This window comes from Bacillus sp. FSL W8-0629, assembly GCF_038593225.1.
GTDB lineage: Bacteria > Bacillota > Bacilli > Bacillales > Bacillaceae > Bacillus > Bacillus altitudinis.
In genome coordinates this window covers 3,240,361-3,254,103 of sequence record NZ_CP151975.1, presented here as the reverse complement: position 1 = coordinate 3,254,103, position 13,743 = coordinate 3,240,361, and the positions used below count along the sequence as shown (strand labels likewise).

The following is a 13,743-nucleotide window of genomic DNA, read 5'->3' as shown; positions in this document are numbered from 1 at the left end:
AAGAGCGGCCAATATACAAAATACAGATTTCAATTTAGAAGGAGACTGACCTATGGATTACGAACGCGCCTTATTAGCGTTTTTTGTCTCTCTGGCTACAGTTTTAATTGTGACACCAATCGTCAAAAAGTTTGCAATTAAGATTGGTGCAGTGGACCAGCCGAATAAACGAAAAGTTCATGATAGAGTAATGCCTCGAATGGGCGGTTTGGCGATTTTTATTGGGGTAGCGGCTGGAGCACTAGCAGGCGGGCTGTTTCTACATAATAAAATTACAGCTATATCAGTTGGCGCTGTACTCATCGTCATTTTAGGTATATTTGATGATAAATATAATTTAAGTGCAAAATTTAAATTTCTTGTGCAAGTTCTCGTTGCTTGCTTAATCGTGAGCACGGGCTTAAAAATGGACTTTTTCTCTGTTCCTTTCTTAACAGATCGACTGGAGTTAGGATGGATGGCGTATCCCCTGACTGTACTATGGATTGTTGGGATTACAAATGCGATCAATTTAATTGATGGATTAGATGGACTGGCTGCCGGAATTTCGGTTATCGGTTTAACCACGATTGCCGTCATGGCATTTTCTGCGGACAAGATCCTGATTCTTTCGTTATCTCTTGTCGTCATTGGCAGTACCATCGGTTTTCTTTTTTATAACTTCCATCCAGCAAAAATATTTATGGGTGATACAGGTTCGTTATTTTTAGGCTATATGATCTCGGTCCTGTCACTTTTAGGATTGTACAAAAGTGTTACTTTGTTTAGTGTTGTTGTCCCTGTAATTATTTTAGGTGTGCCTATTTTTGATACGACCTTTGCGATCATAAGACGAATATTGAATAAACAGCCTATCTCATCACCTGACAAATCACACATCCATCATCGACTGATGGCCTTTGGCTTATCACATCGAATGGCAGTGATTGTGATTTACATGATTGGCTTAGTTTTCAGCTTAAGCGCGATTTTGCTGACAAGTGCCACCATTTGGCTGTCATTGATCATCATCTTTTTACTGGTCATGTTTATGCAAGTTATCGCTGAAGTCACTGGTTTGGTGAACGAAGAGTTTAAACCATTTACGAAATTCTACAAACGTATGGTCAAAAGACAATAAAAAACAGCCCGCTTCCAAGGAACGGGCTGTTTTCCTATTATTGTCCTGATGTGCTGGTCGAAGGGGCCTGTGTATCGGCTGACCCTGTTGTACCAGAAGATGAATCGGTTTGTGTATTTGTTTCAGTTGAGGACGATGACTCAGCAGGAAGCTTTAAATGTGTCCTTAACTCATTTTGCACCTCAGCCAAGTTGGTTTGATCTGGCTCAAAGAAGTATGTTCGATTTGGTCCTAGATAAAGGTCTGATCCTTTAATAGATAGTGTTTCAGTATCGTCTCCTTTAAAACCACTGTAAATTTGCTGTAGAGCAAGTCCTTCTGTGATGCGGAAGTTGGTTGTTATATGATCACTTACTTCTTTTGCGATATTATCCACGTTTGCAATGTTATGCGGTTTCGCCATTTGATCAATCATGGCACGTAAGATTTGTTTCTGACGATCGTTACGCCCGAAATCACCACGTGGATCTTGTTTTCTCATTCGCGCATAAGCAAGTGCCTCTTCCCCGTTTAAATGCATATTTCCTTTTTTAAAGTAAATCTTTTTCGATTTTTTGACGTCACTTTTTTCATTGAAGTCAAATGGAACGTCTATATCGATTCCCCCAACTTCATCAATGACATCCTTAAAACCGTCAAAGTCCACTGTTGCATATTTGTCAATTGGGATATGCAAGAATTGTTCGACAGTTTCAATCGTTTCGTCTTTACCGCCTTTAGCAAATGCCGCATTGATCTTTACTTTATTTCCCGTTGTGTCACTAGCAAGCTGTACTCGTGTGTCACGGGGGATACTGACCATTTTCATCGTTTTATCCTGAGGATTAATCGTTGCGACGATGAGTGAATCTGAACGGCCGTGATCACCATTTGTGGCGTAATCCTCTATACCAACAAATAGGACAGAGAAAGGTTTTTTCTTTATATCAATGACAGCATCACGGAGTTTCGATTTCTCCCCACGCTCTAATTCATCATAAGTTTTGTCAGCAGCCTGGAGTGTATTCACAATCTTATAAACTGCAAATCCGCCCATGCAGATGAAGAGAAGCAAAAATAAGACCAGAATCCGTTTGAAAATCTTTTTCTTCTTACTCTTTTTCTTTCGTACACGCACTTTTACTCGTTGTGCCATTCATCTGTCTCCTTTATCGGACCAACGTCCTTTTCTAAATAAATCAATTCGCCTTCTTTAGTAACACTCTTTCCGTTAGTTAACTCAGTCATCCATTCAATGAACTGCTCTGTTTGTGTTTCTTCTACATACGTTTCAAAAATCACATCTTCTGCATAATGGATGTCTTTTAGCTGAAAAGATGAGGCTCTAAGCTCATTCTCTACCTTTCCAAGCCATGTATAATCTATTGTTGTGTGCATCGTACGCATTAAACAGCGTTCTACCATACCAACATGATTAATAGCTTCAGACACAGATTTTCCGTACGCACGAATTAATCCACCGGCACCTAGCTTAATACCGCCGAAATAACGAGTGACGACAACAACTGTATCTTTCAGCTTGCGTTTTTTTAGCACTTCAAGCATGGGTACCCCTGCCGTACCGCTTGGTTCACCATCATCATTTGCTTTTTGAATCAGATCATGTTCACCGATCAAATAGGCGGAACAATTATGAGTGGCGTTCCAATGTTGTTTTTTTATGGATTGTATAAAGGCTTGTGCTTCTTCTTCTGAGACAGCACGTTGTATATGACAAATAAAACGTGATTTTTCAATGACGATCTCATGCTCGCCACGGCTTTTTACTGTGAGATAGCGGTTCAGCAAAAGACATACCCTCCTGACAAGCAAATTGTAAGGCTAGAGAAAATTTGCATTGGTTTTAGAATTTTACAGCGTATTTTGTTATGATGATAGGAGCGGAAAAAGGGTCGTCATAAAAATTTCATGATTTATACGCATTCTTTCATTATAATTCGACATAAAATGCAGATCAATGACATTTATAATAAAAAAAGATGACATCACTGTTACGGGAGGGAAAAGCCATGACAACACCTAAAATGGATCCGAAGTTATTGGATTCAATCATCATGAAAATGCTAAGTACAGTTGATGGCAGTAAGGACGAAGTATTTAGAATCGGCGAACAGTCCCGTCAACAATATGAAAGCCTAGTAGAAGAGCTCAAGCAAATTAAACAGCAAGTCAACGAAGTAATTGATTTTGGGGATAAACTAGAAGTACATACGAGACATGCTAGAAATCGATTATCTGAGGTCAGCAGAAACTTCAACAAATTCAGCGAAGAAGAAATACGAGAAGCCTATGAAAAAGCACATAACCTGCAAGTAGAATTGACCATGATCCAGCAGCGCGAAAAACAGCTGAGGGAAAGAAGAGATGATCTCGAAAGACGATTGTTAAGCTTACAAGATGTCATTGAACGTTCAGAAACGCTTGTGAGCCAGATCACGGTCGTTCTCAACTACTTGAACCAAGATTTACGTCAGGTCGGTGTTTTACTTGAAGATGCTCAGGCAAAACAAGATTTTGGACTAAGAATTATTGAAGCCCAGGAAGAAGAGCGCAAAAGGGTATCACGAGAAATCCATGATGGACCTGCTCAGATGCTGGCAAACGTGATGATGCGTTCAGAACTAATTGAACGAATTTTTAGAGACCGTGGAACAGAAGAAGGCTTTAAAGAAATTAGAAGTCTAAGACAGAATGTGCGAAATGCACTGTACGAAGTGAGAAGAATCATTTATGATTTAAGACCGATGGCTTTAGATGATTTGGGTCTCATTCCGACACTGCGAAAATACTTAAACACAATTGAAGAATATGATGGAAAAACCAAAATTACGTTCCAATGCCTAGGGGATACAGAAAATGAAAGAATTGCTTCTCAGTTCGAAGTGGCACTGTTTAGACTAGCTCAAGAAGCTGTCACAAATTCTTTAAAGCATTCTGAAGCTGAAGAAATCTCTGTGAAGGTTGAAGTGACGAAAGACTTTGTCACGTTAATTATCAAAGACGATGGAAAAGGCTTTGATATGAAAGATGTGAAAACAAATAAAAACAAATCCTTTGGGTTACTTGGTATGAAAGAGCGCGTAGACTTACTAGAAGGTAAAATGACCATAGACTCAAAAATAGGTCTAGGGACATTCATCATGATTAGAGTACCGTTAACATTACAAAATAAAATTGTAAAATAGAGACAAAAGACATATTGACCATAAAGTTCAGGTGTAGAACAATAAACATGGGGAGGCGTAGCTTGTGACTAAAGTAAATATTGTAATTATCGATGACCACCAATTATTCCGTGAAGGTGTCAAACGGATTTTAGATTTTGAACCTACTTTTGAAGTAGTTGCAGAAGGAGACGACGGTGACGAAGCTGCACGTATCGTAGAACACTATCATCCGGATGTTGTCATTATGGACATTAATATGCCGAATGTAAATGGTGTGGAGGCTACAAAACAGCTAGTAGAGCTTTATCCCGAATCAAAAGTCATTATCCTATCTATTCATGACGATGAAAACTATGTGACACATGCATTAAAAACAGGAGCAAGAGGCTACTTGTTAAAAGAAATGGATGCAGATACCCTCATTGAAGCAGTAAAAGTAGTAGCTGACGGAGGCTCTTATTTACATCCGAAAGTCACTCATAACTTAGTAAATGAATTCCGACGCTTAGCAACAAGCGGCGTTTCAGCACATCCACAGCACGAAGTATATCCTGAAATTCGCAGACCACTTCATATCTTAACAAGACGTGAATGTGAAGTTCTTCAAATGTTAGCTGACGGAAAGAGCAACAGAGGTATTGGTGAGTCGCTCTTTATTAGTGAGAAAACAGTCAAAAACCACGTGAGTAACATCTTGCAAAAAATGAATGTAAATGACCGTACTCAAGCTGTTGTTGTAGCAATTAAAAACGGCTGGGTAGAAATGAGATAATGTTCCGGACAAGTACTCCTTTTTCGCCTGTTTTTAGTTCTCTCACATTCAAGTTAGAGAGCAATGATAGGCAGGTAAGGAGTCTTTTTCGGATATAGCGGGCTTGCCTATTGATTAGGCAAGCTTTTTTGATTAGTATTATAAATCTAGTGAAAAACAATGATCATTCTTTTTTAAAAAGCAACTTAACGGATAAGGAAGGTATTTAAGAATGAAAATAGCCGTTGTAACAGACAGTACTGCTTATATACCACAAGAACTACGTGATAAACATCATATTCATATGATCCCTCTGAATGTCATCTTTGGTACTGAATCATACCGTGAAGAAGTAGAAATGGATTGGAAGACATATTATGAAGAAGTCAAGAAACATAAAGATCTTCCAACAACCTCTCAGCCTGCTTTCGGTGAACTTATAGAATTATATGAAAAACTTAGTGAAACATATGATGCTGTGATTAGTATACATCTGTCAAGCGGAATTAGTGGAACATACAATAGTGCGGCCTCAGCGAATGAACTAGTTGACGGAATCGACATTTATCCGTTTGATACAGAGACTAGCTGTATGGCGCAAGGTTTTTATGTGTTAGAAGCTGCTGAAAAAATCCAAGGTGGTGCTTCTCCAGAAGAAGTGATTTCCCATCTCAATTATCTGAAAGAAAATCAAAGAGCTTATTTTATGGTAGACGATTTAACTCATTTACAACGAGGCGGCAGATTAAATGGTGCTCAGGCTTTTATTGGAAGCCTCTTAAAGGTAAAGCCTATCTTGCATTTTGACAACAAGCTAATTGTCCCTTTTGAGAAGATTCGTACACGCAAAAAAGCCATTTCACGTATTTTTGAATTATTTGATGAAGATGCATCACGTGGTGTTCCAATGAGGGCAACTCTGATACATGGTAATAGAGAAGAAGAAGCAGATGAATTAATTGCGCACTTATTAGAAAAGTATCCTCATGTTGAATTTTATAAAAGCTACTTTGGTGCCGTGATTGGCACTCATCTAGGCGAAGGCTCTTTAGCACTTGGCTGGATCATCAGGTAGATATCAAAATCCCCTTTTCTCATGGAAAAGGGGATTTGTTTTTCTATTTTTACAATTAGACGAAAGGCCTTCTCTTTGTACATAATGGGTCAACATGAATTGAAAGGTAGTGCGTGAAATTGAATCTGGAAAAAGCAATGGAACTCAGTCACAAGCTACAATCAAGGCACCTTCTTCCTATTGAATGTCAATGTACACAGTCCGAATTGGAGTGGCTGGAGAATCAAGGATTCATCCATAGAACACCTGCTGTCGATAGGGTGTCGAGTTGTTTGATCTGCTGCCGGTGCGGTGTATCAAACAAGCGCTACTTTGCCCTCTCTCCGTGTGAAACATGTAAAAAAGACTGTGTATACTGTAGATCCTGCATCATGCTGGGAAAAGTAAGCGAATGTGGCTTTCTCTACGAATGGACGGGTCCACAAAAGAAAGAAACAAGACGAGTTGAATTAACATGGCAGGGAGAGCTTTCTAAAGGGCAAAAGAGAGCGTCCGATAGGCTAGTAGAAGCAATCCAAAACAAATTTGATCTGCTCGTTTGGGCTGTTTGTGGTGCGGGGAAAACGGAGGTGCTTTTTCATGGTATAAAATATGCGCTAAATAACGGAATGAGTGTTTGTATTGCGACGCCTAGAACCGATGTTGTACTTGAGCTCGAACCTCGAATGAGAAAGGCATTTCAAGGACTGAATATAGCTGCACTTTATGGCGGGAGTTCTCAAAGGTTTCAAATGGCACCGCTTATGATCGCTACAACCCATCAGCTAATGAGATATAAAAACGCCTTTGATGTCCTCATTGTAGACGAAGTCGATGCTTTTCCTTATTCAATGGATGAACGGCTTCAGTTTGCTGTTTTAAAATCAATGAAAAAAACAGGAGTTAGAATTTACTTAAGTGCCACACCATCTAAAAAAATGCAAAAGGATGTTGCTCATAGACAATTAGAAGCGATCAAAATTCCTCTGCGCTTCCACCAAAAACCGTTGCCTGTCCCAACATTTCAATGGGTTGGAGATTGGAAAAAGAAATTAAAAAGAAATCGGCTTCCAGCATCTACAATGAACTGGCTGCATGAACATATCACAAAGAAAAAAAGAGTGTTACTCTTTGTTCCTTCTATTTCTACTATGAAGAAGGTAACTCATATTCTTCAAGGTCAAGATGTAAATGTACAGGGTGTTTCTGCGGATGATCAAGAAAGGAAGCAAAAAGTCCAGCATTTCAGAGATCATAGATATGATGTATTGGTTACAACAACTATTCTAGAAAGAGGCGTTACCATTCAAGATGTTCAGGTGGGCGTATTAGGTGCGGAATCTCCTATTTTTTCAGAAAGTGCACTTGTCCAAATTTCTGGTAGAGCAGGGAGACATCCAGATTTTTTTAACGGAGACGTATACTTTTTTCATTTTGGTTTAACGAGAAGTATGAAACAAGCAAAGAAACATATCGTAAAAATGAATAATACAGCTGAAAAAGAGTTTTCTGAAAAATAGTGTGGGTTCAACTAAATCATGGTACATTATATTCACAAAACACAAATGGCAGGAGAGACAAAATATGCTACTCAACGCAAAAGAAATACTACTTAAAGAAATTCTCTATCAATATCTCAACCAATTAAACATGATTTGTCATTGTGAAAAATGTATAGAAGATGTATTAGCCATTTCTCTAAATCAAGTGAAACCGCAATATATAACAGATATCGATAAAATATCCTACAGTAAATCCGAGATGGTGGATAAACAGAAAAATACGGCGATGCTCGTCATTCTGACAGAAGCTGCTTCAACGGTCACTACATATCCAAGGTGCGAAAATCATTTGCCGTTGAACAAAGAAAAGCGTTGATTTGTCCAATTTGTGAGAGCCATTTTGTGGCTGCTTTTACATGGAAATCATTCCTACTATTAAATGAAGATCGTTTATGTGTAGCATGTAAGAACCACCTGATGAAGATTCAAGGTCCTACTTGTCCCAAATGCGGAAGAGCGCAATCAAATGATCAATTGTGTCAGGATTGTTCAAGGTGGGATAAACGACGGGATTTTGCTGAGATTCTTGTAATGAATCGGTCTGTTTATGCTTACAACGACTTTATGAAAGATATTCTAGCTCGATTTAAATTTCGAGGTGATACGGCTTTAGCTGATCTATTTAAAAAAGATGTACAGTCAGCGTTTAAACGTTCTTTTTCAATCAAAGAACCGGTGCTTGTCCCAATTCCTTTGAGTAAAGAGAGATTAAAGGAAAGAGGATTCAATCAGTCAATGATGCTTGCTTCCATGATTGGCGGACCTATATTGGAACCACTTATAAAAGTACATCAAAGTAAGCAGTCTAAGAAAAGAAAAAATGAACGTTTACAACAACAGAATTTGTTCCAATTAAGGCAGTCAAACCCGATCGTTCTAAAGGATGTCATATTAATCGATGATATTTATACAACTGGGGCGACAGTCTATCATGCAGCAAAAATTTTAAAAGACGCAGGCGCCAAAAGTGTTTCCTCTTTTACGTTGATTCGTAGTTAAAAATCATGACAATCAACCGATATTAAGAAAAGAAAATAACGTAAGGGGTTTTGGTTATGAATCAATTGGCAAACTGTCCACAATGTAATCAGTTATTTTTAAAAACCACCATCCAAACGGTTTGTAACAAATGCTTTGAAGAAGAAGAACGTTCTTTTGATATCGTTTATAAATTCTTGCGTAAGCAAAGTAATAGACAATCAACCATTGCTGAAATAGTAGACGCAACAGAAGTTGATGAAGAATTAATCCTGAAATTTATCCGTTTGAAAAGACTTCAAATTAGTCAATTCCCGAATATCAATTATCCTTGTGAAAGATGCGGCCAACCGATCAGAAAAAACAAGCTGTGTAGCCATTGTGAAAAGGATATAAAGACGCAAATCAGCCAAATGGACCAAGAAGAAGAGCGTAAAAGGGAGATTGAATCTAGGAAAAAAGACACCTATTATGCCATTAATCCTAAAAACGACTGATTCCCTAAACTAAGTTGCAGTTTGGTCGATAAAATGGATAGAATCAAGACAGACTGTAACGGAAAGCGAGAGGAATCCCGTGAAAATTAATCGATATGGAACACAACCAGTAAATCCTTACAAGAAAACATATGAGAAACAAACGTTGCAATCGAATCAAGCAAAATCAACTGACAAAGTCGAAATTTCTAAAAAGGCAATCGAAATGCAAAAGGTGCCGAATATCATGAAAGAACGTCAAGATAAAATAGACCAAATTAAAAAAAGCATTGAAGCCGGAACATATCAAGTAGATACAAAAGGCATTGCAGATAAAATGTTGAATTTTTATAAACAACAATAACAAAAGGGAGTAGCGTGAATGTCAGTAAAAATAATGATTGAAGAACTGCACCGTCTCTACGGATTACATGAACAGCTTCTAAAGCTGTCTAAGAATAAAACAGAAATGCTGAAAAATAATGAGATCGATGCTCTTTCAGAGGTTCTGAACCTTGAGCAAAAATATATTCAGGCCATTTCACAATTAGAAGAAAAGCGGATTGAAGCAGCAGTTCAATTTTTACAAAGTGATCAATCGCCGACAATCACCGCATGCATCGAAAAAGCTACAGGAACGGATCAAGAAGAGCTTATTTCGTTATATGAGAAGCTGAATGACATCATGGTGGAACTGAAAGATATAAACGAACTGAACAAACAGCTTATTCAGCAGTCACTTCAATTTATTTCACTGACATTCGATCTTGTGAATCCTAACAAAGAAAATATGAATTACGGACAAAATGGTCTTGAGAGTTCAAAGCCTAAACAGCATAGGGCTTTGTTTGATTCAAAGGCGTAAACAAGGAGGATATCTATGGGTTCTACATTCATGGGACTAGAAACGGCAAAACGAGGAATCACAGCCCAGCGTGCAGGGCTTTATGTCACATCAAACAACGTATCCAATGCAAATACTGATGGCTACTCAAGACAGAGAGTTACCTTTAAAGCAGAGAATCCTTACCCAGTGATTTCTGTTTATGATGGCAAGACATACGGCCAAATGGGGACAGGTGTCCAAGTTGGAACTGTTGAAAGAATTCGAGACAGCTTTTTAGATCTTCAGTATAGAGATCATAACAATAACTTGTCTTATTATGCGACGAAGTCTGATGCTCTTTCACAAATGGAAGGAGTGATGAATGATTTGACAGATGAAGGCTTGAATAGAGCCTTTGATAACCTCTGGAAATCATTACAAGTCTTATCGGAATCGAAAAATGCTGATACTGCTTCAGCCCGTACAGTTGTTAAGACAAGTGCTCAGGCTTTAGTAGATCAATTCCGCCTGCTAAATTCTTCTTTAACAACGATACAAAAGAATTTAAAAACTGAACTCGATTCAACGGCAAAAAATGTGAACACCCTATTAACTCAAATTGATGAAGTGAATAAACAGATTGCAACAGTTGAGCCAAATGGTTATCTTCCCAATGATCTTTATGATACGCGAGACGCTCTTATAGATCAGCTTTCCTCACTTGTTGATATTAAAGTGAGCTACAACCCTTCTGGAGGAAATGCTCTGGAAATTGCTGAAGGAACCGTTAACATCGATATTATCGGTGCTAATGGACAATCTGCTGGAACAATTTTAAATGGCATTACCAATGAAAAATCTGAATTGCAACTTTCCTATGATAATACGACAGGACTTGTTAACTCACTCCAATTTGGAACGACAACCATCGCAGCTGATCAATTACAAGTGAATGGTAAAGTAAAAGCACTTGTTGAGGCGTATGGCTACATGTCTAATGGAGCTGAAAAAGGCATGTACCCGGATATGCTTGCTGAGCTGGATGAAGTAGCAAAAGTATTTATGGATGCTTTTAACGATGTCCATAAGCAAGGGTACACGTTAAATGGCACAAGTGGACAAGACTTTTTCGATATTGAGAATAACAATGATTTGAATAAAGGCTTGGCAGCCCGTATCAAAGTGAGTGACGTGATTTTAGCATCGACAGATAACATTGCTGCATCTCTTAATCAAACGCAAGGTGATGGTTCGAATGCTACGAAATTAGCTAATATTCAAAACTTAAAGCTACCAATCGGCGGAAATACCACAACAATTCAGGATTACTATCAGAATGTCATTGCCGAAATGGGGATACAAGCTAAAAAGAACATGACCCTTGAAAGCAGTTCAGCAGCTCTTGTGAATTCAGCCAATGAACGCAGGATGTCAACTAGTGCTGTATCTATAGATGAAGAAATGACGAACATGATCCAATTTCAGCATGCGTATAATGCAGCAGCAAGAATTATGACGATGCAAGACGAAGTATTAGATAAAATAATAAACGGCATGGGAGTCGTAGGAAGGTAGGCTAACTGATGCGAGTCACGCAAAGTATGATTTCTCAAAATTCACTTCGAAATATTAGTAAAAGTTATGAAAAACTCTCTAAAATTAATGAGCAGGCACAGTCTGGAAAACGTTTCACAAAAACGTCTGATGATCCTGTTGCAGCAGTGAAAAGTCTTCAATATAGTACAGCCATGTTTCGAAATGAGCAATACCAAACTAATTTAAATGAGGCACGAAACTGGATTGATACATCTGAAACAAGTGTCACTGAAATAATTGATATCATGTCAAATATACGAGATAAAGTACTAGATGCGGCCAATGGAACAAAACAGCCAGAAGATTTAGCTGCTATCGGAGTGGAAATTGGTCAGATGAAGAATCAAATCATTGATGCAATGAACACGCAGATGTTAGGTAAGTTTGTTTTTAATGGGACGAATACAAATGTTAAACCAGTTGTAGAGAATGCAGATGGTACGTTTACATTTAACTTTGAAAACTATACAGATGCAAACGTGGTTCAGTCGAACATTTCTGATGGAATCACATTAAATGTGAATTCAAATCCTCTTTCAGCTTTTGGTGGACAATCTGCCAGTGGTCAAAATGTCATTGAAATGCTGACTGACTTAGAAAACTCATTTAAAAATGGAACGTTTGCGAATTCTGACGATGCATTAGGGGATATCGATCAGTTTAAAGAAGTGATGAGTGCTGAGCGTTCAGATCTTGGTGCGCGATCGAATCGTGTTGACTTAGTCGGGAGCCGTTTGACTTCGCAATTTGAAGTGCTGAAAAAGGCTAAATCAGATGCCGAAGATGTAGAAAGTGAAAAAGCCATTCTTGATCTTCTTCAACAAGAGACTGTGAATAGAGCTGCTTTAGCGACGACAGCTAAAGTGATTCAGCCATCCCTTGTCGATTTCTTAAGATAAGAAAAAGCATCCGTTGGGTGCTTTTTTGCATCATGGAGGTGAACCTATGCAAATCCCTAGATTGTTAATGGAGCAAACTTATGCAAAGCTGCAAATGTCGACAACCCCTTCCAAGCAAGAAGTAGAGCAGCCAAGAGCTGAGCTTGAGATTCAGCAGCCAAGAGCTGTCATGAATATCACAAGAACACCGTCGAAATTAACCATAGATCAAACCGAGGCATTTGCCGATATGGATATTAAGTCGATTTTTAGGCGTTCAGAGGAATGGGCGGCTGAGGGGAAACGTGCGATTGGAGAAGGAATGGGACGTAGAGCGGAAGAAGGAAGTGAACTCATCAAGATCGAGAATGGTGGGAATGCGATTGCTGAGTTTGCGAAAATCAATGGCAGTCCTCCAGCAAAACAATTCAACATCGGTGTGATTCCTTCATTTTTTAGTGTGAAAATTCATTATCAGCCATCTGAACTTAAAATTGATGTGGAGCCGCAAAAAGCTATTATAGAGGCAACACCTCATAAACCAATTGTTAACTACCAGCCAGGTAAAGTTCATATTGATATGTTACAATACCCAGAATTAAAAATAGAAGTTGACGAAACAGGTCAAAATGGTGATAAGGTATAGTTAAGAAAAATGAAAAAGGTCGTGAATTATGATCATTCAAACAAAATACCATGGCGAAGTGACGATTAAAGAGGAGCAAATCATTCACTTCTCTAATGGGATACCAGGATTTCTGGATCAAAAACAATTTGTCATTTTACCTTTATCAGAAGAATCCCCATTTTTAGTTCTTCAATCTTTGAAAAATGCAGAACTAGGCTTTATTGTCAGCAGCCCATTTTTGTTCTTCAATCAATATGAATTTGACTTAGAAGAATCGGTTGTAGACATTCTTGGGGTAGAAGATGCCAATGATGCGGAAGTCATGGTTATTTTAACAATGGGATCTTCTATTGAAAAAACGACAGCCAATTTAAGAGCGCCTATTATTGTGAATCGGAAAAACATGAAAGCCAAGCAGGTCATTTTGCATGATTCAGCCTATCATACAAAACATTTGCTAGAGGTGGCTTCCTCATGTTAGTTCTATCTCGTAAATTAAATCAATCGATTCAAATAGGCGACGATATTGAAGTTAAAATTATTGCGATTGAAGGCGACCAAGTAAAAGTCGGAATTGAGGCTCCTAAGCATATTGATATTCACAGGAAGGAAGTATACCTGTCTATTCAAGAAGAAAACAGCCGTGCTGCTAGCTTGTCCTTTGATCTACTTTCTCAATTATCCTCACAAAAAAAGTGAGGATTTTT

General features: G+C 38.4%; 17 protein-coding genes. 15 read left to right on the top strand and 2 right to left on the bottom strand.

The features are described 5' to 3' along the window. Nucleotides 1-52: 52 nt before the first annotated feature. Nucleotides 53-1,120 (top strand): MraY family glycosyltransferase, encoded by a 1,068-nt coding sequence (locus tag NSQ17_RS16920; protein WP_024719245.1) that lies wholly within the window; start codon nucleotides 53-55, stop codon nucleotides 1,118-1,120. Nucleotides 1,121-1,157: 37 nt separating this feature from the next. On the opposite strand, the gene NSQ17_RS16915 is transcribed toward NSQ17_RS16920, so the two are convergent. Beyond that, complete coding sequence (locus NSQ17_RS16915; RefSeq protein WP_024719244.1) at nucleotides 1,158-2,255, bottom strand: LCP family protein; 1,098 nt, start codon at nucleotides 2,253-2,255, stop codon at nucleotides 1,158-1,160. Further along, nucleotides 2,240-2,908 carry a YigZ family protein gene (locus NSQ17_RS16910; protein WP_017357860.1) on the bottom strand — a complete coding sequence of 223 codons (669 nt, stop codon included), beginning with the start codon at nucleotides 2,906-2,908 and terminating at the stop codon, nucleotides 2,240-2,242. Before NSQ17_RS16910 ends, NSQ17_RS16915 begins: the two co-directional genes overlap by 16 nt. Before the next feature lie 221 nt (nucleotides 2,909-3,129). Between NSQ17_RS16910 and NSQ17_RS16905 the strand changes: the two genes are divergently transcribed. From NSQ17_RS16905 to csrA, 14 genes are all read left to right on the top strand, one after another. Further along, the gene (locus NSQ17_RS16905; RefSeq protein ID WP_024719243.1) at nucleotides 3,130-4,305 is read left to right on the top strand and encodes a sensor histidine kinase; all 1,176 of its coding nucleotides are present in this window, start codon (nucleotides 3,130-3,132) and stop codon (nucleotides 4,303-4,305) included. Nucleotides 4,306-4,369: 64 nt separating this feature from the next. Beyond that, nucleotides 4,370-5,059 (top strand): two-component system response regulator DegU, encoded by a 690-nt coding sequence (degU, locus tag NSQ17_RS16900; protein ID WP_008348273.1) that lies wholly within the window; start codon nucleotides 4,370-4,372, stop codon nucleotides 5,057-5,059. A gap of 211 nt (nucleotides 5,060-5,270) precedes the next feature. Then, a complete protein-coding gene (locus NSQ17_RS16895; RefSeq protein WP_024719242.1) occupies nucleotides 5,271-6,113 on the top strand; it encodes a DegV family protein in 843 nt (280 codons plus the stop codon). Nucleotides 6,114-6,484: 371 nt separating this feature from the next. Further along, nucleotides 6,485-7,612, top strand: coding sequence for a DEAD/DEAH box helicase (locus tag NSQ17_RS16890; protein ID WP_082627032.1), 1,128 nt, complete (start codon nucleotides 6,485-6,487; stop codon nucleotides 7,610-7,612). Between the two features lie 64 nt (nucleotides 7,613-7,676). Then, nucleotides 7,677-7,970 carry a competence protein ComFB gene (locus NSQ17_RS16885; protein WP_008348267.1) on the top strand — a complete coding sequence of 98 codons (294 nt, stop codon included), beginning with the start codon at nucleotides 7,677-7,679 and terminating at the stop codon, nucleotides 7,968-7,970. Next, a complete protein-coding gene (locus NSQ17_RS16880; protein WP_272950036.1) occupies nucleotides 7,931-8,653 on the top strand; it encodes a ComF family protein in 723 nt (240 codons plus the stop codon). Before NSQ17_RS16885 ends, NSQ17_RS16880 begins: the two co-directional genes overlap by 40 nt. Nucleotides 8,654-8,709: 56 nt before the next feature. Then, a complete protein-coding gene (locus NSQ17_RS16875) occupies nucleotides 8,710-9,129 on the top strand; it encodes a TIGR03826 family flagellar region protein (protein WP_017357864.1) in 420 nt (139 codons plus the stop codon). Between the two features lie 79 nt (nucleotides 9,130-9,208). Further along, on the top strand, nucleotides 9,209-9,472 hold the full coding sequence (gene flgM, locus NSQ17_RS16870) for a flagellar biosynthesis anti-sigma factor FlgM (protein ID WP_003213252.1): 264 nt from the start codon (nucleotides 9,209-9,211) through the stop codon (nucleotides 9,470-9,472). Nucleotides 9,473-9,490: 18 nt separating this feature from the next. Further along, complete coding sequence (locus NSQ17_RS16865) at nucleotides 9,491-9,973, top strand: flagellar protein FlgN (protein ID WP_041507839.1); 483 nt, start codon at nucleotides 9,491-9,493, stop codon at nucleotides 9,971-9,973. 15 nt (nucleotides 9,974-9,988) lie between these two features. Then, nucleotides 9,989-11,509, top strand: a complete 1,521-nt coding sequence (gene flgK, locus NSQ17_RS16860) for a flagellar hook-associated protein FlgK (protein WP_024719239.1) — start codon at nucleotides 9,989-9,991, stop codon at nucleotides 11,507-11,509. A gap of 8 nt (nucleotides 11,510-11,517) precedes the next feature. Further along, nucleotides 11,518-12,429 carry a flagellar hook-associated protein FlgL gene (gene flgL / locus NSQ17_RS16855; RefSeq protein ID WP_039169789.1) on the top strand — a complete coding sequence of 304 codons (912 nt, stop codon included), beginning with the start codon at nucleotides 11,518-11,520 and terminating at the stop codon, nucleotides 12,427-12,429. 46 nt (nucleotides 12,430-12,475) lie between these two features. Then, a complete protein-coding gene (locus NSQ17_RS16850; RefSeq protein WP_024719238.1) occupies nucleotides 12,476-13,054 on the top strand; it encodes a DUF6470 family protein in 579 nt (192 codons plus the stop codon). A 28-nt stretch (nucleotides 13,055-13,082) separates the two neighbouring features. Beyond that, a complete protein-coding gene (gene fliW / locus NSQ17_RS16845) occupies nucleotides 13,083-13,517 on the top strand; it encodes a flagellar assembly protein FliW (RefSeq protein ID WP_041091474.1) in 435 nt (144 codons plus the stop codon). Beyond that, nucleotides 13,511-13,735 (top strand): carbon storage regulator CsrA, encoded by a 225-nt coding sequence (csrA, locus tag NSQ17_RS16840; RefSeq protein ID WP_008348252.1) that lies wholly within the window; start codon nucleotides 13,511-13,513, stop codon nucleotides 13,733-13,735. The genes fliW and csrA overlap by 7 nt, the downstream gene beginning before the upstream one ends. The last annotated feature ends 8 nt before the right edge of the window (nucleotides 13,736-13,743 follow it).

Bases quoted from the DNA above. Each gene is read 5' to 3' on its own strand.
- NSQ17_RS16875 (WP_017357864.1), top strand. From the start codon at position 8,710: ATGAATCAATTGGCAAACTGTCCACAATGTAATCAGTTATTTTTAAAA.
- flgL (WP_039169789.1), top strand. From the start codon at position 11,518: ATGCGAGTCACGCAAAGTATGATTTCTCAAAATTCACTTCGAAATATT.
- NSQ17_RS16850 (WP_024719238.1), top strand. From the start codon at position 12,476: ATGCAAATCCCTAGATTGTTAATGGAGCAAACTTATGCAAAGCTGCAA.
- NSQ17_RS16905 (WP_024719243.1), top strand. From the start codon at position 3,130: ATGACAACACCTAAAATGGATCCGAAGTTATTGGATTCAATCATCATG.
- NSQ17_RS16895 (WP_024719242.1), top strand. From the start codon at position 5,271: ATGAAAATAGCCGTTGTAACAGACAGTACTGCTTATATACCACAAGAA.
- flgK (WP_024719239.1), top strand. From the start codon at position 9,989: ATGGGTTCTACATTCATGGGACTAGAAACGGCAAAACGAGGAATCACA.
- fliW (WP_041091474.1), top strand. From the start codon at position 13,083: ATGATCATTCAAACAAAATACCATGGCGAAGTGACGATTAAAGAGGAG.
- csrA (WP_008348252.1), top strand. From the start codon at position 13,511: ATGTTAGTTCTATCTCGTAAATTAAATCAATCGATTCAAATAGGCGAC.
- NSQ17_RS16865 (WP_041507839.1), top strand. From the start codon at position 9,491: ATGTCAGTAAAAATAATGATTGAAGAACTGCACCGTCTCTACGGATTA.
- NSQ17_RS16920 (WP_024719245.1), top strand. From the start codon at position 53: ATGGATTACGAACGCGCCTTATTAGCGTTTTTTGTCTCTCTGGCTACA.
- NSQ17_RS16890 (WP_082627032.1), top strand. From the start codon at position 6,485: ATGCTGGGAAAAGTAAGCGAATGTGGCTTTCTCTACGAATGGACGGGT.
- NSQ17_RS16915 (WP_024719244.1), bottom strand. From the start codon at position 2,255: ATGGCACAACGAGTAAAAGTGCGTGTACGAAAGAAAAAGAGTAAGAAG.
- NSQ17_RS16885 (WP_008348267.1), top strand. From the start codon at position 7,677: ATGCTACTCAACGCAAAAGAAATACTACTTAAAGAAATTCTCTATCAA.